The sequence below is a fragment of the Sphaerisporangium corydalis genome (assembly GCF_025506355.1).
Lineage (GTDB): Bacteria > Actinomycetota > Actinomycetes > Streptosporangiales > Streptosporangiaceae > Sphaerisporangium > Sphaerisporangium corydalis.
The window spans coordinates 165,478-186,796 of record NZ_JANZYP010000004.1 but is presented as its reverse complement, the minus strand read 5'-3'; the positions used below and the strand labels follow the sequence as shown (position 1 = coordinate 186,796).

General features: G+C 74.0%; 21 protein-coding genes. 8 read left to right on the top strand and 13 right to left on the bottom strand.

Annotated elements, in window-relative coordinates:
• Positions 1 to 266 precede the first annotated feature (266 nt).
• The 5 genes from pcaG to NYZ98_RS04920 form a co-directional block, all read right to left on the bottom strand.
• Positions 267 to 857: a protocatechuate 3,4-dioxygenase subunit alpha gene (gene pcaG / locus NYZ98_RS04940; protein WP_262841265.1), complete on the bottom strand. Its 591-nt coding sequence runs from the start codon at positions 855 to 857 to the stop codon at positions 267 to 269.
• Positions 854 to 1,651: a protocatechuate 3,4-dioxygenase subunit beta gene (pcaH, locus tag NYZ98_RS04935; protein ID WP_262841264.1), complete on the bottom strand. Its 798-nt coding sequence runs from the start codon at positions 1,649 to 1,651 to the stop codon at positions 854 to 856. The genes pcaG and pcaH overlap by 4 nt, the downstream gene beginning before the upstream one ends.
• 5 nt (positions 1,652 to 1,656) lie before the next feature.
• Positions 1,657 to 2,958 (bottom strand): thiolase family protein, encoded by a 1,302-nt coding sequence (locus tag NYZ98_RS04930; RefSeq protein ID WP_262841263.1) that lies wholly within the window; start codon positions 2,956 to 2,958, stop codon positions 1,657 to 1,659.
• A 112-nt stretch (positions 2,959 to 3,070) separates the two neighbouring features.
• On the bottom strand, positions 3,071 to 3,832 hold the full coding sequence (locus tag NYZ98_RS04925; RefSeq protein ID WP_262841262.1) for a CoA-transferase subunit beta: 762 nt from the start codon (positions 3,830 to 3,832) through the stop codon (positions 3,071 to 3,073).
• Positions 3,829 to 4,653: a CoA transferase subunit A gene (locus NYZ98_RS04920; protein ID WP_262841261.1), complete on the bottom strand. Its 825-nt coding sequence runs from the start codon at positions 4,651 to 4,653 to the stop codon at positions 3,829 to 3,831. The genes NYZ98_RS04925 and NYZ98_RS04920 overlap by 4 nt, the downstream gene beginning before the upstream one ends.
• 240 nt (positions 4,654 to 4,893) lie before the next feature.
• On the opposite strand from NYZ98_RS04920, the gene NYZ98_RS41345 reads away from it, so the two are divergent.
• The 3 genes from NYZ98_RS41345 to NYZ98_RS04900 all read left to right on the top strand — a co-directional run bounded on the left by NYZ98_RS41345 (position 4,894) and on the right by NYZ98_RS04900 (position 8,427).
• Entirely contained in the window at positions 4,894 to 6,663 is a 1,770-nt protein-coding gene (locus NYZ98_RS41345) for an IclR family transcriptional regulator domain-containing protein (protein ID WP_316249531.1), read from the top strand.
• A 101-nt stretch (positions 6,664 to 6,764) separates the two neighbouring features.
• On the top strand, positions 6,765 to 7,424 hold the full coding sequence (locus tag NYZ98_RS04905; RefSeq protein WP_262841260.1) for an RNA polymerase sigma factor: 660 nt from the start codon (positions 6,765 to 6,767) through the stop codon (positions 7,422 to 7,424).
• Positions 7,417 to 8,427: a CU044_5270 family protein gene (locus tag NYZ98_RS04900; protein WP_262841259.1), complete on the top strand. Its 1,011-nt coding sequence runs from the start codon at positions 7,417 to 7,419 to the stop codon at positions 8,425 to 8,427. The genes NYZ98_RS04905 and NYZ98_RS04900 overlap by 8 nt, the downstream gene beginning before the upstream one ends.
• Positions 8,428 to 8,569: 142 nt before the next feature.
• Here the strand turns inward: NYZ98_RS04900 and NYZ98_RS04895 are convergent, their stop codons facing one another.
• Positions 8,570 to 8,713, bottom strand: a complete 144-nt coding sequence (locus NYZ98_RS04895; RefSeq protein ID WP_262841258.1) for a hypothetical protein — start codon at positions 8,711 to 8,713, stop codon at positions 8,570 to 8,572.
• A 121-nt stretch (positions 8,714 to 8,834) separates the two neighbouring features.
• Between NYZ98_RS04895 and NYZ98_RS04890 the strand changes: the two genes are divergently transcribed.
• Positions 8,835 to 9,581: an FHA domain-containing protein gene (locus tag NYZ98_RS04890; RefSeq protein WP_262841257.1), complete on the top strand. Its 747-nt coding sequence runs from the start codon at positions 8,835 to 8,837 to the stop codon at positions 9,579 to 9,581.
• Positions 9,582 to 9,598: 17 nt separating this feature from the next.
• Here the strand turns inward: NYZ98_RS04890 and NYZ98_RS04885 are convergent, their stop codons facing one another.
• Positions 9,599 to 11,050 carry a serine/threonine-protein kinase gene (locus tag NYZ98_RS04885; RefSeq protein WP_262841256.1) on the bottom strand — a complete coding sequence of 484 codons (1,452 nt, stop codon included), beginning with the start codon at positions 11,048 to 11,050 and terminating at the stop codon, positions 9,599 to 9,601.
• A gap of 194 nt (positions 11,051 to 11,244) precedes the next feature.
• Between NYZ98_RS04885 and NYZ98_RS04880 the strand changes: the two genes are divergently transcribed.
• Complete coding sequence (locus NYZ98_RS04880; protein ID WP_262841255.1) at positions 11,245 to 12,429, top strand: glycoside hydrolase family 1 protein; 1,185 nt, start codon at positions 11,245 to 11,247, stop codon at positions 12,427 to 12,429.
• 153 nt (positions 12,430 to 12,582) lie between these two features.
• Entirely contained in the window at positions 12,583 to 13,755 is a 1,173-nt protein-coding gene (locus tag NYZ98_RS04875) for a YncE family protein (protein ID WP_262841254.1), read from the top strand.
• Between the two features lie 95 nt (positions 13,756 to 13,850).
• Here NYZ98_RS04875 and NYZ98_RS04870 read toward each other — a convergent pair whose 3' ends face one another.
• From NYZ98_RS04870 to NYZ98_RS04850, 5 genes are all read right to left on the bottom strand, one after another.
• On the bottom strand, positions 13,851 to 15,113 hold the full coding sequence (locus NYZ98_RS04870; protein WP_262841253.1) for an ABC transporter substrate-binding protein: 1,263 nt from the start codon (positions 15,111 to 15,113) through the stop codon (positions 13,851 to 13,853).
• Position 15,114: 1 nt separating this feature from the next.
• Positions 15,115 to 16,230, bottom strand: a complete 1,116-nt coding sequence (locus NYZ98_RS04865) for a branched-chain amino acid ABC transporter permease (RefSeq protein ID WP_380706369.1) — start codon at positions 16,228 to 16,230, stop codon at positions 15,115 to 15,117.
• A gap of 73 nt (positions 16,231 to 16,303) precedes the next feature.
• Complete coding sequence (locus NYZ98_RS04860) at positions 16,304 to 17,194, bottom strand: branched-chain amino acid ABC transporter permease (RefSeq protein ID WP_262841252.1); 891 nt, start codon at positions 17,192 to 17,194, stop codon at positions 16,304 to 16,306.
• Positions 17,191 to 17,970: an ABC transporter ATP-binding protein gene (locus tag NYZ98_RS04855; protein ID WP_262841325.1), complete on the bottom strand. Its 780-nt coding sequence runs from the start codon at positions 17,968 to 17,970 to the stop codon at positions 17,191 to 17,193. Before NYZ98_RS04855 ends, NYZ98_RS04860 begins: the two co-directional genes overlap by 4 nt.
• A gap of 23 nt (positions 17,971 to 17,993) precedes the next feature.
• Positions 17,994 to 18,821 (bottom strand): ABC transporter ATP-binding protein, encoded by an 828-nt coding sequence (locus tag NYZ98_RS04850; RefSeq protein ID WP_262841251.1) that lies wholly within the window; start codon positions 18,819 to 18,821, stop codon positions 17,994 to 17,996.
• Between the two features lie 186 nt (positions 18,822 to 19,007).
• On the opposite strand from NYZ98_RS04850, the gene NYZ98_RS04845 reads away from it, so the two are divergent.
• Together NYZ98_RS04845 and NYZ98_RS04840 are read left to right on the top strand one after the other, a co-directional pair.
• Positions 19,008 to 20,273 carry a PucR family transcriptional regulator gene (locus NYZ98_RS04845; protein ID WP_262841250.1) on the top strand — a complete coding sequence of 422 codons (1,266 nt, stop codon included), beginning with the start codon at positions 19,008 to 19,010 and terminating at the stop codon, positions 20,271 to 20,273.
• 111 nt (positions 20,274 to 20,384) lie between these two features.
• A complete protein-coding gene (locus NYZ98_RS04840; RefSeq protein WP_262841249.1) occupies positions 20,385 to 20,834 on the top strand; it encodes an SRPBCC family protein in 450 nt (149 codons plus the stop codon).
• Between the two features lie 15 nt (positions 20,835 to 20,849).
• Here NYZ98_RS04840 and NYZ98_RS04835 read toward each other — a convergent pair whose 3' ends face one another.
• Positions 20,850 to 21,227 (bottom strand): STAS domain-containing protein, encoded by a 378-nt coding sequence (locus tag NYZ98_RS04835; RefSeq protein WP_262841248.1) that lies wholly within the window; start codon positions 21,225 to 21,227, stop codon positions 20,850 to 20,852.
• Positions 21,228 to 21,319: the final 92 nt, after the last annotated feature.

The window sequence follows — 21,319 nt, the reverse complement described above, 5'->3', positions numbered from 1 at the left end:
GCCGCCCGGCCCCGGGCCGTGACCGCCCGCCGGGCGGGCGGGGTGTTCCGGCGGGGTGGCCGGCCGGGGGTTGTGGTGGTGGGCGCACGGGTCTTCCCTGTGGTCGGACGATCGCCTGGCGGCCACCCGGGCGCTCGGTAGAAAGAGTTCCCAGGTCACGGCCTCGCCTTTGTTCTACCGCGCGGCCGGGCCCCGTACGGGGAACGACGCGCCGGGGGGCCGTCCGCGCGGGGAACCACGTGCCGGGCGGCAGTTCGGGCCGGGGCTCAGGCGGGGCCCGCCGGGAAGGCGAGGAAGACGGTCTCCTCGTGGGTTCCGTCGTGTTGCAGGCGGATGTCGAAGCGGTGGACGCCGTCGCGTTCCAGGGTCGTGAGCAGGGTCGCCCGGCGGTCCGGGGGCAGCGAGGCCAGCAGCGGATCGGCCCCGGGGTCGGTCAGGTACGCGCGGGTGAACAGGTGATGCAGCAGGCCGCGCGCGAAGACGCACACCGAGATGTACGGCACCCCGCCCGGCGGCACGGTGCGCACGGCGTAGTGGCCGTCGGCGTCGGTGCCGACCCGGCCGAAACCGGTGAAGTCCAGGCCGGTGCGCCCGATGATCGTGCCGTCGACCTGGTCGCGGCGCAGGGACCCCGGGGCGCCGGCCCGCGACCCGCCGGGACCCGGCTGCCAGAACTCCAGCAGGGCGTCAGGGATCGGCGCCCCCGCGCCGTCGTAGACGTTGCCGTGCAGCGTGATGGTGCCGGGGTCGCCGGTCGGGGCCATGTCGCCGCCGCCCGCGAAGGGGAGCGCGAAGCCGTAGAAGGGGCCGACGGTCTGCGACGGCGTGGGCGCGAGCGGTTCCGTGGGGGAGCTCATCGGCCCTCCTCGATCCAGGTGGCGGCCGGGCCGTCCAGGACGATGTCCCAGCGGTACCCGAGGGCCCACTCCGGGGTGGACAGGTCGTGGTCGTAGGTGGAGACGAGCCGGTTACGCGCCGCGTCGTCGGTGACCGACTGCAGGATGGGGTCGTAGGGGAACAACGGGTCGCCGGGGAAGTACATCTGCGTCACCAGCCGCTGGGTGAAGGCCGTGCCGAAGAGCGAGAAGTGGATGTGCGCCGGCCGCCAGGCGTTGTCGTGGTTGCGCCACGGGTAGGGGCCCGGCTTGATGGTGGTGAAGGCGTAGGTCCCCTGGTCGTCGGTCAGGCAGCGGCCGGCCCCGGTGAAGTTCGGGTCCAGCGGCGCCGGGTGCTGGTCGCGCTGGTGGCCGTACCGGCCCGAGGCGTTGGCCTGCCAGATCTCGACGAGCTGGCCGCGTACCGGGCGCCCGTCGCGGTCCAGCACCCGTCCGGTGACCTGGATCCGCTCGCCCAGCGGCTCACCGGTGTGCCGCCGGGTGAGGTCGGAGTCCAGGTCGGTGACGTCGGTGACGCCGAACACCGGGCCGCTCAGCTCGACCGCGTCGGGGTCGGAAACGGTGACCAGAGCGCGCCGGGGGTGGCGCAGGGTGGTGCTGCGGTACGGCGGGTAGTCGCGGTCCGGGTGGTCGCGGCGGGGCGCGCCGTCCTCGACGGTCTTGGCGTAGGCCTGGCGCGCCTGGACGATCTCGGCGCTGATGACCTCCTGGGCGTCCGGCGCCGCGGCGGGCCGGGGGTGGGGCGTGGTGGGCATGGGCTTCACCTTTCCAGGACCAGGGCGAGGCCCTGCCCGACACCGATGCAGAGGGCCGCGACGCCCGTGCCGGAGCCGGCGGCGGCCAGCCGGCGGGCGACCGCGCCCGCCAGGCGGGCCCCGGAGGCGCCGAGCGGGTGGCCGATGGCGATGGCGCCGCCGAGCGGGTTGACGATCGCCGGGTCCAGCTCCGGCCAGGCGTCCAGGCAGCCCAGGGACTGGGCGGCGAACGCCTCGTTGAGTTCGAACACGGTCAGATCGGCCAGGTTCGTCCCCGCCCGGGTGAGCGCGCGTCCCACCGCCTCGACGGGTCCGAGCCCGAAGTACCGAGGCTCGATGCCGGTCACGGCGGACGCCCGGATCCGGGCCAGCGGTTCGCGGCCGACGGCGCGCAGCCCGTCCTCGTCGCACAGCAGCAGGGCCGCCGCCCCGTCGTTGAGCGGCGAGGAGTTGCCCGCCGTGACGGTGCCGCCGTCCGGGCGGAACGCGGGCTTGAGCCTGGCCAGGGACTCCAGCGACGTGTCGTCGCGGATGGACTCGTCACGCGGCGGCCCGGCGGTGTTCACGGGCGTCCCGGTGGCGCGAACCGGCGTCCCGGCCGTCCCGGCGGTGCTCGCCGGTGCGCCGGGCGTGTCATGGCCGAGGGGGACGATGCCGGTGGCCGCCGCCGTGCCCGGGGCAGGGAGGGGGACGACCTCGTCGTCGTAGGCGCCGTCCTTCCACGCGCGGGCCGCCTTCTCGTGGCTGGCCAGGGCGAAGGCGTCCTGCCGCTCGCGGGTGATCCCGTACCGGTCGGCGATCAGCTCGGCGCCCTCGCCCAGGGCCACGGTCCACTCGGCGGGCATGCGCGGGTTGACCATGCGCCAGCCGAGCGTGGTCGAGTACAGCTCCTGGTGGGCGGCGGGGAACGCCTTGCCGGGCTTCTGCAGCACCCAGGGTGCCCGGGTCATCGACTCGACCCCGCCCGCGATGACGATGGACGCGTCGCCGGCCGCGATGGCCCGCCCCGCCTGGACCACCGCCTCCAGCCCGGACCCGCACAGCCGGTTCACCGAGACGCCGGGGACGGTCACCGGGAGCCCGGCCAGCAGGACGGCCATCCGGGCCACGTCCCGGTTGTCCTCTCCGGCGCCGTTGGCGTTGCCGAGGAACACGTCGTCGATCCTGGCAGGGTCGAGCAGCGGCGTCCGCTCCACCAGGGCCCGGACGACGTGGGCGGCCAGGTCGTCGGGGCGTACGCCGGACAGCGCGCCGCCGTACCTGCCGAACGGCGTGCGGACGGCGTCGACGATGTACACCTCCGTCATTTTCCGCCTCGCCTTCGTGCGCCCGCGCACCGGGGGCGGCCGGGCGGCGCCCCGGTCATGGTCCACCTGGAGCCGGGGCGGCCGTGATGGGCGGCGGTCATGGGGTCCTCCCTCACGCGTTCGTGAGCGCGCGCAGCGCGGTGAGCTCGGCGGCGGTCGGGGGCGCGGTGGTGCCGACGTGGGCGGCCGTCCTCAGCGGCCAGCCGGTGGCGGCGCGGGCCTGTTCGGCGGTGACGCCCGGGTGCAGTTCGGTCAGGACGAACTCGGCGGTCTCGGGGTCGGGCCGCAGGACGCCGAGGTCGGTGATGACGGCCACCGGCCCCCTGCCGCGCAGGCCGAGGCGCTCCCGGTCCCCCCGGCCGGTGCCGTGGCCGACCGAGGTGACGAAGTGCAGCCGGTCGACGAAGTTGCGGGTGGAGTGCCGCAGCACGATCAGGACCTCGCCGCACCCGGCCGCGATCTCCGGCGCGCCGCCGGCGCCGGGCAGCCGGCTCGCCGGGCGGTCCGGGCCACGGCCCACCGTGGTGGTGTTGATGTTGGCGTACCGATCGATCTGGGCGGCGCCGAGGAAGCCGACGTCGATCCGCCCGGCCTGCAGCCAGTAGTTGAACATCTCCGGCACCGAGACCACGGCGTCGGCGGTCTCGGCCAGCTCGCCGTCCCCGATGGACAGCGGCAGCCGCGCCGGCTTGGCGCCGACGGCGCCCGACTCGTAGATCAGGACCAGGTCGGGGCGTATGGTCCTGCGGGCCAGGTTGGCGGCGGCGCTGGGCAGGCCGATGCCGACGAAGCAGGTGCGCGCCCCGGCGAGGGCCCGCGCCGCGTTGACGGTCATCAGCTCGTCGGGAGAGGCGGATTCGGGGGCGTCGGTCATCGGGTGGCGGCCCCCTCGCGGTCCAGGACGTTCCTCCTGAGCCAGGCGGTGAACCGCTCCCGGTCCCGGGATATTGGGTCCCACGCCTGGTAGTAGTCGTTGTCGCGGACCGAGTATCCGGCCGCGTACGACGGGTGGGCGCCGCCGGGCACCTCGGCGACCGCCGTGACCGCCCAGCCGGGCAGCACGACCCCGCCTGGACGCGGGACCAGCTCGTCGACGATCTCCTCGACGGTGACCAGCACCCGCCCGGCCGCCAGCACGGCCTCCTTCTGCACCCCGGTCAGCCCCCACATCAGGACGTTGCCGTCGCGGTCGGCCTGCTGGGCGTGGATCACGGTGACGTCGGGGTTGAGCGCGGCGACGGCGGCCAGCTCCTCGCCGGTGAAGGGGCAGGTCACCGTGGAGATGGTGCCGGAGCCGCATGCCAGGTCCGTGCCCCGGTAGCCGCGCAGCACCGCGAACGGCAGGCCGGAGGCGCCCGCGACGTAGCGGTTGGCCATCCCGGCGTGGCTGTGCTCGTCCAGCTCCAGGGGGCGGGGCCAGCCGTTCTCGACGGCGTCCCTGAAGCGGTGCAGTGAGCCGACGCCCGGGTTGCCGCCCCACGAGAAGATCAGTTTCTTCACCAGGCCGGCGCCGATGAGCTGGTCGTAGATCACGTCGGGGGTCATCCGGGCCAGGGTCAGGTCGGTGACGCCCTGGCGGATCACCTCGTGGGCGGCGGCGAAGGGGATGAGGTGGGTGAAGCCCTCCATGGCCACGGTGTCCCCGTCGCGGACCAGGTCCGCCACCGCCTCGGGGAGCGGGCGGATGTCAGCCACGTCGCCCGCCCTCGCTTTCGCGCCCCGGCGGATCATCGCGAACCTCGGGGGCCTTCGCGGCGGGACGTGTGCGGGTGTCCGTCATGTCTCGTTCCCTCGCGCTGCGGGCCGCCGGTGCCGGGCCGGTGGCGGTTGTTCGCCTGGTGAACTTTAGTTCATTATAATAGGACCGAGTTTGATCCCCGAGCGGTGGGACTGTCAATCGCCGGGACGGCACCGTGGCGGGCGGAGGTCTCCGGCGTGGAGCACACGGCAGACCCCCGCGCGGCCGCCCCGCCGCCACGCGAGGTGGTGGGGCCGCTGGTGCGGGGGCTCGCGGTGCTCAGGCGGCTGGACCTGGCCGGGGGCAGGCGGAGCATGGGCGACCTGGTGCGTGACACGGGCCTGGCACGGTCCACGGTCGACCGGATCATCGCCACCCTCGCCCGGATGGGCTACGTGCGGCCGGACGGCCGGGACGCGGTGCTCACCCCCGCGCTGATGGGCCTCGGCAACGCTTACCTGGCCGCGTCCCGGCTGCCCGGCCTGCTCGGACCCCTCGCGGACCGGCTCGCCGATGAACTGGACGAATCGGTCTCGCTCGCCGTCCCCGACCGCGACGGCGCCCGTTTCGTCCACCAGGCGACCCGCAGGCGCGCCATGTCGGTGACCTTCCGGGTCGGTGACCTGATCCCCGCCGAATGCGGGGCGATCGGGGCGCTGCTCGCGGCCGGCTGGTCCGAGGACGACTGGCGGCGCTGGCGGACCCGCAGGGCCGGCGATCCGGGCGGCACGTCCTTCCCGGTCATGCCGAGAGGGGCCGGGCGCGGCGTGGAGTCGTTCGAGCGGCGGATCGCGGACGCGCGGGAGAACGGCTGGTCACTGGACGACCAGCTCATCGAGCCCGGCCTGGTCGCCGTCGCGGTGCCGGTGCGCGACGCGGACGGGCGGGTCGCCTGCGTCGCGAGCGTGGTCAGCCACACCAGCCGGCACACCGCCGGGTCGCTCCGCGACCGGGTGCTGCCCCGGCTCCGCACGACCGTCGCCGCGATGGAACGGGCCCTGGCCTGCGCGCCCGAGCCGGATCCGGCGCCCGCTGAGCCGTGTCCGGCGGAGCGGGACGGCACGTCCGCCCGCGTCGCCGCGGAGCCGTCCGACCTCGTCGCCGCGGAGAAGGGGCCGGAGGTCGCCGGGGCTCCGGGCGGTGGGGCGGGGCCGGAGTTCGTGGAGTCGCTGGCGCGGGGGCTCGGGGTGGTCGTGGCGTTCGAGAGGGCGCCCGCCTCCGGCGGGACACCGGGCGGGGTGACGCTGACGGCGCTGGCGCGGGCCACCGGGCTCGCGCGGGCCACCGGGCTGGCGCGGGCCACCGTCCGGCGTTCCCTGATCACCCTGGTCCACCTCGGCTACGCGGAGACCGAGGACGGGCTGTACCGGCTGACGCCCCGGGTCCTGGACCTGGGCTTCGCCTGCCTGTCCAGGCTGGCGCTGCCGCAGATCGCCCAGCCCCACCTGGCCTGGCTGGCCGGGCGGGCCCACGACTCGGCGTCGATGGCCGTCCTCGCCGGGGACGACATCCAGTACGTCGCCCGCGTGCCCACCGTGCGCGTCATGAGCGTCGACATCACGCCGGGCACCCGGTTCCCCGCGTACGCCACGTCCATGGGCCGGGTGCTGCTGGCCGGCCTGCCCCCGGCCGAGCGCGCGGCGTTCCTGGCCCGCGTACGGCCCCGCCCGCTGACCCGGCGCACGGTCACCTCGCAGGAACGGCTCGCCGCGCTGCTCGCCGCCGCCGCCCGCGACGGGTACGCCCTGGTCGACCAGGAGCTGGAGGAGGGGCTGCTCTCCGTCGCGGTCCCGGTGCGCGGCCGGGACGGGCGGGTGGTCGCGGCCGTCAACGTCTCGATGCACGCCGGCCGCCGCACCGCATGGCAGGCCCGCGAGCAGGTGCTCCCGCCGCTGCGCGCGGCGGCGGCGCGCATAGAGCGGGACCTGCGCGCGGCGGCCCGCTTCACCCACATCCCCTCCGCTTGACCATCCCCTCGGGCCCGCGCGCCATGGGGGGAAGATCCCCTCTCGCGCCGGCCGGAATCAGCGTGAACTCTTTTCCGGCGAACGGGTGATAAGGGGTGACAATGACCCCGCCTCGGAAAGTCGAGGCCCCACGAGCGGAGTCCTACTTGATCGCCGACGCGCGCAGCGCCGAGACGGCGGAGGATCTGACCGGCGACGCCGAGCTGATCCGGCGGTCGCAGGACGCACCGGACGTCTTCGCGGCCGTGTTCGACCGGCACGCGCCGGAACTCCACCGCTATGTCACCCGGCGGCTGGGCGACTCCCTGGCCGACGACGTCGTGGCCGACACCTTCCTCGCCGCCTTCCGGCGACGCGGGCACTACGACGTGACCCGCCCGGACGCCCGCCCGTGGCTGTACGGGATCGCCGCCAACCTCATCGGCAGGCACCGCCGCGCCGAGGTCAGGTCCTACCGCGCGATGGCCCGCACGGGCGTGGACGTCGTCGCCGAGAGCTACACCGAACGTGTCGACGCCGAGGTCAGCGCGTCCGCCGCCCACCGGGACCTGGCGGTCGCGCTCGCGGGGTTGTCGGCGGGCGACCGCGACGTGCTGCTGCTGATCGCGTGGGCCGACCTCACCTACGACGAGGTCGCCCACGCGCTCGGCATCCCGGTCGGGACGGTGCGGTCGCGCCTGCACCGGGCCAGGAAGAGGACCCGTGCCGCGCTGGGCGGGGTCGACCCCACCGCTTTCGACGAGGAGCAGGACCGTGGATGATCTGAAGACGCTTCGTGAACTGCGCGCGGACGCCCCCCTGCCGGACGCCGGCCGGCTCTCCGCCACGCGCGCCCGCTTCATGTCCGAGGGCCCGGAGGCCGGACGGTTCTCCGCCGCCCGTGCCGCGGCGGGACCGCGCGGGCGCGGGCTCCGCGCCTTCCCCCGGCCGCTGCTGCTCGCCGCGGCGTTCGCCGCCGTGGCCGCGCTTGTGGCCGTGTTCGCCCATCCCGGCCAGACCGGCGGCGCGCCTCCGAGCGCGGCGGGCAGGTACGCCGGCACCGCCGTGACGCTGGAGCGGGCGGCTCTCGTCGCCGGGTCGCGCTCGACCTCGCCGACCCCGAGGCCGGACCAGTGGCAGTACTCCAGGAGCATGGACAAGCAGGCCAACGGCCCGGACGCGGGCCGCGTCCAGGAAGAGTGGATCCGCTACGACGGCAAACGGGCCGCGGTGTTCGGCGACGACGGGCGGCTGAGGATCTCGAAAGTGCCGCCGGATCCCGGTGACGACGACCTCTCGCCGCAGCGGTACGCGGAGAGGCTCAGGAAGCTGCCCACCGACCCCGCCAAGCTGCTCGCCCGGGTGAGCGCGGACCTGCACTGGATCAACCTGCCGGTGGAGACCGCCGGGGGCACGGCCGGCGCGGAGGACGCCGACGCGCGGGCGTTCCGCGTGCTCTCGGTCTACCTCGGGCAGCAGGCGGTCATGCCGCCGAAGCTGGAGGCGGCGATCTACCGGGCGCTGGCCAGGATCCCCGGTGTCCGGATCGAGCTGGACGTCCAGGACGGGTCGGGCCGCAAGGGGCTCGGGGTCTTCCGCGACACCGGCCCGGTGACCCGCCGGTACGTGATCCTGGAACCGGGCACCTTCCGGTACCTGGGCACGCGCATGGTCTGGCTGCGGGGCGAGGAGATCAACGGCGAGATCGCCTTCCGCGCGGGAAGCGTATGGACGGTGACCGAACTGGCCTCCGGCATCGTGGACCGCGCCGGCGACCGCCCGTGACGGATCCGGCGACCGCCCGTGACGGATCCGCCGGGTGCCTGTGGTGGATCGGCCGGGTGACCGTGACCGGTCCCGCCGGACGGCCGTGACCGTTCCGCCGGGTGCCTGTGACGGCACCCGGCGGGCCCCTCGTGGTGACGGACTAGCCGGTCCGGGTCGTGCCGGTCGTGACGGCCGGGTCCTTGGGCGGTGTGGGATCGGCGCCGGGCGCCGTGCCGGCGATGGTCAGGAACAGTGCCGCCGCCCACACCACCGACGATCCTTGTACGTGCCGCGTCCTCGGCATCTACGCCTCCCGTTGCGTCGCGCTGTCGCCGGTGCCGTCTTCTGCGAACGACGTCATTGTGCGACGTAGGGTGTGGGCGGGGGTACCTGGAAGCTTCCAGGATGTCGCGAGGGTGCCGCGCATGCGTACTGTCCTGCTCCAGATCGAGAACGGCCCCGGCGCCGGACCGGCCGCCGGCGGGCCGCCGCCGCTGGAGGTCCAGCCCGGCCGCGAGGTCGTGTTCGGGCGCGGCGGCCGGTCGGCGCCGGTCGACTTCCCGCTCGGCCACCCCGGGGTGTCCCGGCGGGCCGGGGTCATCAGGGCGGTGGACGACTACTGGCTGCTCACGAACCTGAGCCGCACCGCCACCCTGGTCGTGGAGAACCCCGAGGGCGGCGGCGAGTTCGTGAAGGTGCCGCCGAGGCGGGTGAACGCCCCCGTGCCGTTCGAGTTCGCCCGCGTGGTGGTGCCGGTGACCGACGGGTCGTGCTCGTTCCTCGTCTTCGCCTCCCAGCACAGTTTCATCGACTGCGAGGCGCAGGACCTGCCGTCCGGCGGCGACGCGACGATTTCGGCGTTCCCGCTGGACGAGTCGGCGAAGTACTTCCTCGTGCTGGTGGCCCTGTGCGAGACGCGCCTTCGCGACTGCTCCTCGTCGGTGATCCCGACCGTGCCCGAGGTGCTGGACCGGCTGCGGGGGGTGCCGGGGTGCGCGGGCCTGACCCGGGCGGCGGTGAACTTCCACATCGACTACCTGGCACGCACCAAGCTGCGCGTCAAGGCGGCGGACGGGCCGGGGAAGGCCGACTGGCAGCGGGCCGCCCTGGTGTCCATCGCCCTCCGGTTCGACCTGGTCACCGAGAGGCACCTGGATCGGCTGGAGGGGTGAGGCCGGCCGCCGGGCGGTCAGGGCAGGTACTCGGCCCGGTACCGGCGCACCCGCTCGATGTGCGCCTGGAACCGCGGGGGGACGCCGTGGTCGCGGCGCACGGCCTCGTCGGAGCTGCGGAAGGCCGCCGCGCCCAGCAGGCCGGGGTCCCCGCGCACGCCCGACAGCAACGGCATCCGCACGCACAGGTAGCGGCCGACGGCCGGGATGGAGTCCTCCGCCGACAGGGGAGGGGCGGGCACGGTGCCGCGTTTGCCCGGGGGCAGGTAGTACTGCAGCACCGACGGTGTCCAGCGCGCGATCCCGTACTCGTTCTTGGCCACGTCGGACAGGTCCGGGTCGAACCCGCTCTCCGCCTTGAGCATGGCGGCGACCAGCGCCGGGCTGAGCCCCGGCTCCCCGCACATCGTGCCGGCCTGGACGATCAGCGCCCGGTACTGCCGGGGGATGTCGGAGCCGGTGCGCAGCCACTGGGCGAAGGGGTCGGCGGGGGAGGAGTTGCCGCTCGCGCCCGTGCCGAGCGCCAGCACCATGACGGCGACCGCGGCCATCTCGGCCGTGCGGCGCCGTTTCGGGTGCGGGTCGGGGACGGTGCCGGTCATGGCGCGCAGCCGGTAGAGCTGCCGGGCCGCGCCGGGCCGGGACCGGGGGTGCGGCGCCAGGCAGTCGCCGATCCAGGAGCGCCACGCCTCGGGCAGCGACGAGGGCAGCGCCAGCGGCCGGGCCCCGGCGGCGTACTCGGCGGCGGCGACGTAGCGGGCGCGGGGGGTGGGGGCGAGGAACGGCAGGTGGCCGGTGAGGAGCTGGCAGGCGGTCACGCCCAGCGCCCACATGTCGGCGGAGGTCCTGATGGGGTGCCCGCGTTCGGTCAGCGGCTCGTTCCACCGCTCGGGGGGCAGGTGGTCCATCGAGCCCGCCGGCGGCAGGTAGCCGTGGGTGCCGTCGATCTCGGTGGCCAGCCCGAAGTCGGCGAGCCGGACCGAGCCGTCGGGCATGACCAGGACGTTGCTCGGCTTGAGGTCGCCGTGCACCCAGCCCTCGGCGTGCATGTGGGCGAGGCCCTCGCAGATCCCGGTGACCAGCCGCAGCGCCCCGGGGACCGGCGCGCCGCCCCGCAGGGTGTCGGCCAGCGAGCGGGCCGCCAGGTCCATCACCAGGACGCAGGCGCCGTCGAGCTCGGGGCGCGCCGCGTCGTCGATCTCCAGCGTCTCCCGCAGCGAGATCAGCCGGGGGTGCTGCAGGGTCCGGTGCAGGCGGATCTCCCGCTGGGCCATGTCGTGCAGGTGGCGTAGCTGGCGGCGGGTGACGGTGCCGGTGGGCAGGAACTTCAGGGCCGCCAGGGTGCGCCCGTCGTCGTGCCTGGCCTCGTAGACGCTGGCCCAGCTCCCGGTGGCGATCGGCCGGGTGACCCGCCAGTTCCCGGCCCGGTATCCGGACGGCACGCTGACCGCCCAGCCTTCGGTGTCCACCGGCGCTCCCGACCGTCTGACAAGTGCAGTCGGACAGCACCATAACCCCGGTACGAAGGCCGGAGAAGCCGAAAGCGGCTTGATCCTACTTAAGTAAGAAATATCGGGATTTGTAATGCCTTACCCGCTGGATCGGTGGCCTGGATAATCGGGGCCTGATCGACGCACCACCGGCACGCGAGGGGCTGACCGAGATGACGACCGACGGCGGGGGCGCGTTCCCCGAGGGATTCCTCTGGGGCGCGTCCTCGGCCGCGCACCAGATCGAGGGCGGGAACGTCGCCAGCGACTTCTGGGAGCTGGAGCACACCCCCGGCGGCCCGTTCGCCGAGCCGAGCGGGGACGCCTGCGACAGCTACCACCGCTGGCGCGAGGACGTCGGCCTGCTTGCGGACCTGGGCCTGACCTCCTACCGGTTCAGCCTGGACTGGAGCCGCATCGAACCGGAGGAGGGCGCGTTCTCCCGCGCCGCCCTGGACCACTACCGGCGCATGGTCGAGGGATGCCTCCAGCGGGGCGTGTCGCCGGTGGTGACGCTTCAGCACATCACCGTCCCCCGCTGGTTCCGCCGCTCCGGCTGGTGGACCGGCCCGGAGGCTGCCGACCGGTTCGCCCGCTTCACCGAGGCCGTGCTGCCCGTGGTGTCGGAAGGGGTCGGCTGGGTCTGCACGATCAACGAGCCGAACTTCGCCGCGACGCTGGAGTACGACCTGGCCCCGGGAAGCGCGCCCCCCGGCCCCGCCGTCCCCGCTCCCGAGACCGTCGAGGCGTTCGTCACCGCGCACCGCAGGTCGGTGGAGGTGCTCCGGTCGGTGCCGGGCCTGTCGGCCGGCTGGACGGTCTGCGCCGTCGACTACCAGCCGGTCGGCGACGCCGGGAAGGCCGTCGACGAATGGGCCCGGCTCCGTCAGGACGTCTTCCTGGAGGCGGCCAGGGGGGACGACTTCGTCGGCGTGCAGGTCTACACCCGCGAGCTGATCGGCCCCGACGGACGGCTCCCGGTCCCCGACGGGGCCGAGACCACCCAGATCGGCTGGGAGTACTACCCCGAGGCCGTCGCGGGCGCCGTCCGGCACGCCGCCGAGATCACCGGCGGCACCCCCATCATGGTCACCGAGAACGGCGTCGCCACCGCCGACGACACGCGCCGCGCCGAGTACGTCACCCGCGCCCTGCGCGCGCTCAGGTCGGTCATGGACGAGGGCGCCGACGTGCGCGGGTACTTCCACTGGAGCCTGCTCGACAACTTCGAATGGCTCCTCGGCTACGCGCCGGCCTTCGGCCTGATCGCCGTCGACCGGTCCACCTTCCGGCGCACGGTCAAGCCGAGCGCCCGCGTGTACGGCGACATCGCCAGGACCGGCCACCTCCCGGACTGACCCGGACAGGTGGCAAAGGGGACCCGCCGATGACGCTGGTTTGGGCGTTCCCTGACCGTCGCCCTCCTAGCGTTGCTGCCGTGGCCGGCACCGGCCCTGGGCGGACGCGGAGGGGCGGACCATGCGGCGGCGGACACCGGCGGCACCGAACGTATGACGGGGAACGCCCGGCGGGCCGCCCGGCTGCTCGTGGCCGGCACCGTCCTCGCCCTCACCGCCTGTTCCGGTGACGTCGCCCTGTCGCGCGACGCCGCGATCCCGCACGCGCCCCCGCCCTCGACGGCCGCCGCCGCGCCGGTCCCGCACGGCGGCGCCAAGAGGGCGCCGTCCGTGGACGTCTACGCCCACGACCGGCCCGGCCTGCTCAGCCCCGTCGTGGCCGGGTTCCCCTCGCGGGTCTACGTGCCGAACAGCGAGAGCGGCACCGTCAGCGTGATCGACCCGAAGACCTACCGGGTCATCAGGACCTTCAGGGTCGGCAGGCGGCCCCAGCACGTCGTCCCCTCGTGGGACCTCAAGACGCTCTGGGTGAACAACAACGACGGCAACACGCTCACGCCCATCGACCCGGCGACCGGAAAACTCGGCAGGGCCATCCCGGTCGAGGACCCCTACAACCTGTACTTCACCCCGGACGGCACCACCGCGCTGGTGATGGCCGAGCGGCTCAACCGGCTGGACTTCCGCGACCCGCGCACCTTCGCGCTGCGCGCCTCGATGGAGGTGCCGTGCCGGGGCATCAACCACGCCGACTTCACCCTCGACGGCTCGACGTTCCTGGCGAGCTGCGAGTTCTCCGGCCACCTGGTGGTCGTCGACCTGGCCCGGCGCGAGGTGGCCAAGGTGGTCGGCCTGCCGGCCCGCCACAGCATGCCGCAGGACGTGAAGCTCTCCCCGGACGGCAGGACGTTCTACGTCGCCGACATGGCGGCCGGCGGCGTGTGGCTGGTCGGCGCCCGCGGCTTCAAGGTGCGGCGTTTCGTCAGGACCGGCGCCGGCGCCCACGGGCTCTACGTCAGCAGGGACTCACGGAACCTGTACGTGTCGAACCGGGGCGCCGGGTCGGTGTCGGTCGTCTCCTTCGCCAAGCGCCGGCCCGTCGCGACCTGGCGTATTCCGGGCGGCGGGTCGCCCGACATGGGCGGGGTCTCCGCCGACGGCCGCCGCCTGTGGCTGGCCGGCCGCTACGACGGCGTCGTGTACGTGTTCGACACCCGCGACGGCCGGCTCCTGCGGAAGATCCCGGTGGGTGCCGGGCCGCACGGCCTGGCCGTCTACCCGCAGCCCGGCCGCCACTCCCTCGGCCACACCGGCGTCTTCCGCTGACCACCCGCCCGGCCACCTGGACCCGCGTCCCGCCTGGCACCGCGGGCCCGTGACCCACCGGTGCCGCCCGGGCGCCGGTGGGCTTCAAGGCCGGGTCAGCCGACCGGCACCTGGTAGTCCTTGGCCAGGTCGGAGATGGCCGCCTCCTTGAAGACCACCGCGCCGCCGACCGCCGCCTTGTCCGGCTTGGTGATGAACGACGCGCGCGAGGCGGGCCGGTCGATCTGGGAGAAGTCCATCGGCGTGCCGAACCCGCCCTCCCACGACGGCTGGGAGCGGTGGGCCTTGACGATGCCCTCCCGGCTGAGGTCCTTGGACGCGCAGGCCTGCTTGAGCGCGTCCCCGACGATCACCGCCGCGGAGTAGCCGGCGCCGACCCCGCTGTCCACCGGCTGCCCGGCGTACTTGGCCTGGTAGTCGGCGACCAGCTTCTTGATGGCCGGCAGCGGCGAGCTCATCGGCGCCGCCGCGGTCATGATGTAGTAGTCCTTCAGCAGCGCCGGGGCGGCCGGCGTGCCGAGGAGCTGCGGGCTGTAGGCCGAGTTGCTGGCGACGAACGGGATGTCCATCCCCTTGGCGACCGCCACGCCGACCAGCGAGGCCGCCTGCTTGGGCCCGACCGACACCATGATCGCCTTGACGCCCGCGTCCTTGAACGCCGACACCTGCGCGCTCATGTCCTGGTCGGTGGCCTTGATCTTCTGCTCGACCACCGTCAGGCCGAGCTTCTCCGCCGCGTACTTGGTCCCGTTGAGCGCGCTCTGGCCGTAGTCGCCCTCGAAGTACAGGTGGCCGATCTTGTCGCCGGACTTGATGCCCTTCTCCTTGGCCAGGAAGTCCACCCCGTTGATCATGTCGATGTCGTACGTCGTGCCGGTCACCTGGATCGCCTGGCCGCCCAGCAGGCTGGTGGCCCACGCCATCGGGATCGTCAGCAGCCGGTCGCCCTCGATGCGCTGCTTGAGCGCGGTGACCATCGGCGACCCGATGAACTGGGTGATCGCCGCCGACTTCGGCGCGATCTCGGTGTAGGCGGCGACCGCCTTCTGCGCGTCGTACCCGTGGTCGCGCACGATGCCCTCGAGCTTGCGCCCGCACACCCCGCCCGCCGCGTTGACCTGCTCGAAGTACAGCTGCTGTGCCTGGGTGATGCTCTTGCCCAGCGAGGCGTAGGGGCCGGTGAGGTCGGTGAGCATGCCGAGCGAGATCTTGTCGGCGGTCACGCCGGGGCCGGTCTTCACCCCGTCGCCGCCGGTGGCGGGCTCACCGCCCGTGGCCTTGCCGCTGGCGCACGCGCTGAGCGCCAGCGCGAGCGCGGCCATCGTGGCCGCGCCGGTACGGATGCCGAACTTGCCCATGTCAGCTCCTGGTGTCGGGAGAAGGGGTCGGAGTGGGTGAGGAGGAGAACCGGAGCCCCCGCGCGCGGGCCGGCCGGCCCGTACGGCCGCCGCCCCCCGCGCGGAGCCGGGCGAACAGCCCGGCCAGGCCGCCGGGCAGGAACAGCACCACCGAGACCACGGCGGCGCCGTACAGGATGCGGGCCGCCTCGGCGGGGGAGACCCCGCCGGAGCCGGGTTCGGCGATCAGCGGGAGGCTGTCGCTGTAACGGGTGAGGAGCTGGGGCAGCATCGACACGAAGACCGCGCCGATGACCGCGCCCCCGATCGACCCCAGGCCGCCGATCACGATCATGGCCAGGTAGTCCAGCGAGAGGAACACGCCGAAGTAGTCGGGGACGGTCCGCTGGAAGACCAGGGCCAGCATCACCCCGGCCAGCCCGCCGTACATCGAGGACAGCACGAAGACGCCGGCCCGGTACCGGGCGACGGGGACGCCCATCACCCCCGCCGCGATCTCGTGGTCGCGGATGGTATTCATCGCCCGCCCAGGACGACCGCGCAGCACCCCGCGCGCGAACGCGGCGGCGCCCAGCACCAGCAGCAGCCCGAGGAACCACAGCCGCTCCAGCGCGCCGAACGGCACGTCCATCACCACCAGCGCCGGGGTGTCGGCGAACGTCAGCCCGAACAGGTGCAGCGGCGGGACGGCGCGGCCGTTGTAGCCGCCGGTGACCGCTGTGGCGTTGAACAGCAGGTGCTGCCCGAGGAAGATCAGCGCGAGGGTGGCGATGCCGAGGTAGGCGCCCTTCAGCCGTCCCGCGATCGGGCTGAACAGGCCGCCCGCCACTCCGGCGGTCAGCACCGCGAGCACCGCCGCGAGCGGGGTGGGCAGGCCGAGCCCGCCGAGCGCCTGCCGCGCGCCCTGCTCGGGGTCGGCGGAGAAGTACACGTAGGCGTACGCGCCGATCGCCAGGAAGAAGGCGTGACCCATGGAGAGCTGCCCGGTGGAGCCGGTCAGCAGGTTGATCCCGATGGCGCCGACGGCCGCCGACATCGCGAACAGGCCGGTCTGCAGCCAGAACCCCTCCAGGTAGAACGGGACGGCGATGGCCAGCGCCGCCGCCGCGACCCAGATGAGCGGCCGGGTGAGCCGGCGGCGGACGGCCACGGCCCGCGCCTCCGTGCCGGTCGCGGCGGTCTCGTGGAGGTCAGACACGCGCGGTCTCCCTGATGCCGAACAGCCCCGCCGGGCGGAGGAGCAGGATGACGACCATGACCAGGAACGGGGCGACGTCCCCGATGCCCCGGCCGAGGAACGCGAGCTGGTTCTGGTACCCGGTCATCAGCGCCTCGGTGACGCCGACGATCAGCCCGCCGACCAGGGCACCGGTGGTGGAGTCCAGCCCGCCGAGTATCGCCGCGGGAAAGGCCTTGATCGCCGCGAGCGATGTGCCACGGTCCAGTCCCGGCGTCGGGAACACGCACAGGAACACCGCCGCGACCGCCGCCAGCGCCCCCGCGACCGCCCACGCGCTCAGGGAGACGCGGCCGAGCCGGATCCCCATGAGCGCCGCGGTCTCGGAGTCCTCGGCGGTGGCCCGCATGGCGATGCCCCAGCCGGTGTACTTGAACGCCAGCAGGAACAGCGTGATCAGCGCCGCCGCGGTGAACAGCGCCACGATGCGGGTCTCGGCGACGGTCACCTCGCCGAGGTGGACCACCGAGTCCCCCCACGGGTCGCCGAGCGCGAGGATCTCGGTGCCGATCTGGCGGGTCAGCTCGGTGGTGAGCACGATGTCCACGCCGATGGTGACGATCGCTAGCACGCTGTGCGAGGCCACGTTCGCCCGCCGGATGATCAGGAACTCGATCGCGGCCCCGACGACGGCCGCCGCCGCGACGCCGATCACCAGCGCCGCCCAGAAGCCGGTCAGCGGCTGCAGCCGGGCGACCAGGTAGCCGCCGGCCAGCAGCAGCGACGCGTGGGCGAAGTTGACCACCTCGGTGGCCTTGAAGATGACGACGAAGCCGAGGGCGATCAGCGCGTAGACGGCCCCGATGGAGATCCCGTTGACGAGAAGCTCCAGGAACGTGATCACATGTCCTCCTGGTCGGGGCTCGTGCCGAGGTAGGCGCGGACGACGTGCGGGTCGCGCTGCACCTCCTCGGGGGTGCCGTCGGCGATGCGGCGGCCGAAGTCCAGGACGGTGACCCGGTCGGCGAGGCGCATGACCATGCCCATGTCGTGCTCGACGAGCAGGACCGAGATGCCGAGGCTCTCCCGGACGGCGACGATCAGCTCGGCCATGTCGAGGCGCTCGCCGCCGTTCATCCCGGCCACGGGCTCGTCGAGCAGCAGCAGCCGGGGCTCCATGCACAGCGCGCGGGCCAGCTCGACCCGTTTCTGCACCCCGTACGGCAGCAGCCCCACGGGCGTGCCGAGGCGGTCGCCGAGGCCCACGAATCCGGCGATCTCGGTGACCCTGTCCAGGTGGCGGGCCCACTCGCGGCGGGCGTGCGGCAGGCGCAGCCCGGAGGAGACGAACCCGGCCCGGGTCAGCCGGTGGCGGCCGAGCATGAGGTTGTCCACCACCGGCAGGTGACGCGACAGCGCGATGTTCTGGAACGTGCGGGCCACCCCCAGCGCGGCGACCCGGTGCGGCGGCAGCGCGGTCAGCTCGGCGCCGTCGAGGCGGACGCTGCCGGACGTGGCCTTGTACACCCCCGACAGGACGTTGAAGAAGGTGGACTTCCCCGCGCCGTTCGGCCCGATGACGGCGTGCACGGTGCCCGGCGCGACGGCGAAGCCGACCCCGTCCAGGGCCGTGAGCCCGGCGAAGCGGACGGTGACGTCCCGGACGTCGAGCAGCGGCATACCGTCCGGTTGGTATGAGGGGGTCACGCGGACCACCTCGACAGCGTCCGCCGCCCGGCCGCCCGTTCCCCCGCGGCCGCCGGGCCCGCGGCCTCGGCAATGCCCAGGTACAGCCGCCGCACCTCGTCCCCGGCCGCGAGGTCGGCGGACGGCCCGTCGAGCACCACCTCGCCCACCTCCAGGACGTACGCGTGCGAGGCCAGCGACATCGCCAGCGCCACGTTCTGCTCGATGAGCAGGACCGAGGTGCCGCGCGCGTTGATCTCCTTGACGGTCTCGGCGATGCGGGCCGCCATCAGCGGGGCCAGCCCGAGCGTGGGCTCGTCCAGGAGCAGCATCGAGGGCCGGGCCATCAGCGCCCTGCCGATCGCCAGCATCTGCTGCTCACCCCCGGACAGCAGCCCGGCACGCTGGTGGGCGCGTTCGCCGAGGACGGGGAACAGCTCCAGCACCTGCTCCCGCGCCTGGGCCGCGCCCTTGGACCCGCCGCGTGCGCCGAGCGCGCCGGCCCGCAGGTTCTCCTCGACGGTCATCCGGGCGAACACCCGCCGGCCCTCGGGGACCTGCGTCACCCCGCGCGCCACGACCGAGGGGGCGGGCAGGCCGGTCAGCCGGGTCCCGGCCCAGGTGACCACCCCGCCGCCGACGGCCCCTCGGTGGAAACGCAGCGTCCCCGAGATCGCCCGCAGAAGGGTGGTCTTCCCCGCGCCGTTCGCGCCAAGGACGGCGACGATCGATCCGGGAGTAACGCGGAGGGACACCCCGCGCAGCGCGCGGACCGGGCCGTAGCTCACCGCCAGATCGCTGACCTCCAGCCCGGCGTCACCGGGCGGGGGCGCAGTGGCCGCCATGTTGTTTCCTCCTGACAGTCGGTGCGGCACACACAACGCCGTACGCGCACCGTCGTCCAGATGCGGCGGTGAAGTCGGGACCGGTGCCCACCACCGCGGGAGGGCCGTTGTGCGCCCGCACAACGGGTTGTCACGAAACGAAACCGAACCTTGTTCCGTATGGGAGCGGGTGGCAGTCTCTGAAGGATGGCCGCCAAGCGAAACGAGCACGTCGACGAGAAGGTCCGCCACGTGTTGTGCATCGCCGCGACGCGCCTGCTGGAACGGCTGCCCGAGCTGACCGAGGAGCTGGTGACCCGCGTCCGCGAGGGCGACGAGGTCTACCGGCGGCTGGTCACCTTCGAAGAGCACTGGAAGAGCACCGAGGAGGGCCTGCGGATCGGCATCGAGGCGATCCTGCAGCCGCCGGAGGAGCGCCGTGACATCGCCTTCGCCCGGCAGATGGCCGGCCGCCGCGCCGAGCAGGGCCTGCCGATGGACTCCCTCATGCGCATGTACCGCCTGGCCGCGCAGGTCACCTGGGCCGGCTTCGTGGAACTGATCGAGCGCGAGCACCCCGAGCTGCTCGGCGCCCTGGTGCGCACGGCCACCCACGTCTGGCACGCGATCGACCGGCAGGCCCTGATGGCGGCCGAGACCTACCGGCGGCGGGAGAAGGAGCTTCTCGGCCGCAGCAACGAGCGGGTCAACGCCCTGCTCGACGACCTCCTTGAGGGCAGCGGCGACGCGGCCGTGGCACGCTCGGCCGCGGCGGCGCTCGACCTTCCCGAGCGCGGTCGTTATGCGGTCGTCACAATCAGGCTGCCCGCCCGCCACGACCACTACGGCCACCGGCCCGGCCAGGGGTGCCCGAGCTGCCAGGGCGGCCTCGGCGGCCCCGCCTCCGCCAGGAACGCCCACCCCGGGGCGCTCGGCCCGATGCGGCTGCTGTGGCGGATGCGCACCCAGCACGAGGTGGCCGTCGTCGCGCTCGGCGACGGCACGCTGGACGAACTGGTCGAGGGCATGACCCCGGTCGTGTACGGCCCGGCGGGCGTCAGCCCGGTCGTCGGCGGCCTCGGCGAGCTGGCCACCGCACGCAGGCTCGCCGAGCTGGCCATGCGCACCTGCTCCGGCTGCGGCCCCGAGGTCGCCCGCCTGGACGGCCGGCTGCCGTCGGCGCTGGTGGTCAGCCAGCCCGAGCTCGCCGGCCGCCTGACCACCGAGGTCCTCGGGTCGCTGCTCGCGCTGGACCCGGCCGACCGCGAGGTCCTGCTGGCCACCCTGTCGGCCTGGCTGCGGTGCGAGGGCTCGGCCGCGCGGGCCGCCGGGCAGCTCTACTGCCACCGCAACACCGTCTTCAACCGCATCCGGCGGGTCGAGCAGCTCACCGGGCGGTCGGTGTCCCGGCCGCGCGACATCGTCGAGCTGGCCCTGGCCCTGGAGGCGGTCCGCCTGCTCGCCCCGGCCTGACCTGTCACCGCCCACGGTGTTCCCCCGGCCCGCCCGTGGACGTAGGTTTCGCCTGGAGGACGACGCGCCAGGACCGGCCGAGGCCGTCGGCCGAGCTGAGAGGACACCGCAGTGGACGAGGTGTGCACGAGGATCGAGGCACCCCCCAAGAAGGTCTGGGACCTGGTCACCGACGTCACCCGCTACGGCGAGTGGAGCCCCGAGAGCACCGGCGGCCGGTGGCTCGCCGGGGTCGGCGGCGGGCACGTCGGCGCCTCCTTCCGGGGGCGCAACCGGCGCGGCCTGATCCGGTGGGCCACCACCTGCACCGTCGTCGAGTGGGAGCGGCCCCGCCGGTTCACCTTCGAGGTCGACCTGTCGCGGATGCGCTGGGGCTACCGCCTGGTGCCCGACGGCACGGGCACCCTGCTGTACGAGTGGCGCGAGCACATCGGGTCGCCGATCGGGCCGGTGCGCGCGGTGCTGTCCACCGGTCTGCTCGGCCGGGACCGTGAGTCCCTGATGGTGGAGGGGATGCGCGGCACCCTGAGCAGGATCAAGGCCGCCGCCGAACGCCCCTGACCGCCGGCGCGCGGTTCAGGAGTCGGAGACGGGGCTGTTCCGCTCGGCGGCCACGGCGGCCAGCGAGGCCGCCACGTCGGCGTCGATGGTGAACGCCGCGTGGAGCTGGGTGATCGAGAACAGGCGTGACAGGAAGCCGGTCACGCCGGCCAGCCGGACCCAGCCGCCGGCCGCGTCCGCCCGGCGGTGGACGTCGAGCAGCAGCCAGATGCCGCCGGAGTCGCAGAACCCGAGACCGCTCACGTCCAGGACCAGCCGGTCACGGCCGCCGGCGATCAGCTCGCGCAGCCGGGCCTGCGCGGCGGGGCCGCTCGTCGCGTCCAGGGCGCCGGTCATCTCCACGAGGGTGCAGCCGGGATCGCGGTGGTCGATGACCGCCATCTGCAGAGCCATCCGCCCCCCTCTGCCGTTGTCGAAGACGGATGCGTCGACCTACCTGATCATTGCGTTCCAATGGTCGCACCGCGTGGCGGTGGCAGGACTTG

Coding starts and splice junctions, on each gene's coding strand:
- NYZ98_RS04870 (WP_262841253.1), bottom strand. CDS start 15,113: ATGGGCAAGTTCGGCATCCGTACCGGCGCGGCCACGATGGCCGCGCTC.
- NYZ98_RS04930 (WP_262841263.1), bottom strand. CDS start 2,958: ATGACGGAGGTGTACATCGTCGACGCCGTCCGCACGCCGTTCGGCAGG.
- NYZ98_RS04890 (WP_262841257.1), top strand. CDS start 8,835: ATGCGTACTGTCCTGCTCCAGATCGAGAACGGCCCCGGCGCCGGACCG.
- NYZ98_RS04845 (WP_262841250.1), top strand. CDS start 19,008: ATGGCCGCCAAGCGAAACGAGCACGTCGACGAGAAGGTCCGCCACGTG.
- NYZ98_RS04875 (WP_262841254.1), top strand. CDS start 12,583: ATGACGGGGAACGCCCGGCGGGCCGCCCGGCTGCTCGTGGCCGGCACC.
- pcaG (WP_262841265.1), bottom strand. CDS start 857: ATGAGCTCCCCCACGGAACCGCTCGCGCCCACGCCGTCGCAGACCGTC.
- NYZ98_RS04905 (WP_262841260.1), top strand. CDS start 6,765: ATGACCCCGCCTCGGAAAGTCGAGGCCCCACGAGCGGAGTCCTACTTG.
- NYZ98_RS04925 (WP_262841262.1), bottom strand. CDS start 3,832: ATGACCGACGCCCCCGAATCCGCCTCTCCCGACGAGCTGATGACCGTC.
- NYZ98_RS04855 (WP_262841325.1), bottom strand. CDS start 17,970: ATGCCGCTGCTCGACGTCCGGGACGTCACCGTCCGCTTCGCCGGGCTC.
- NYZ98_RS04835 (WP_262841248.1), bottom strand. CDS start 21,227: ATGGCTCTGCAGATGGCGGTCATCGACCACCGCGATCCCGGCTGCACC.
- NYZ98_RS04850 (WP_262841251.1), bottom strand. CDS start 18,821: ATGGCGGCCACTGCGCCCCCGCCCGGTGACGCCGGGCTGGAGGTCAGC.
- NYZ98_RS04880 (WP_262841255.1), top strand. CDS start 11,245: ATGACGACCGACGGCGGGGGCGCGTTCCCCGAGGGATTCCTCTGGGGC.
- NYZ98_RS04895 (WP_262841258.1), bottom strand. CDS start 8,713: ATGCCGAGGACGCGGCACGTACAAGGATCGTCGGTGGTGTGGGCGGCG.
- pcaH (WP_262841264.1), bottom strand. CDS start 1,651: ATGCCCACCACGCCCCACCCCCGGCCCGCCGCGGCGCCGGACGCCCAG.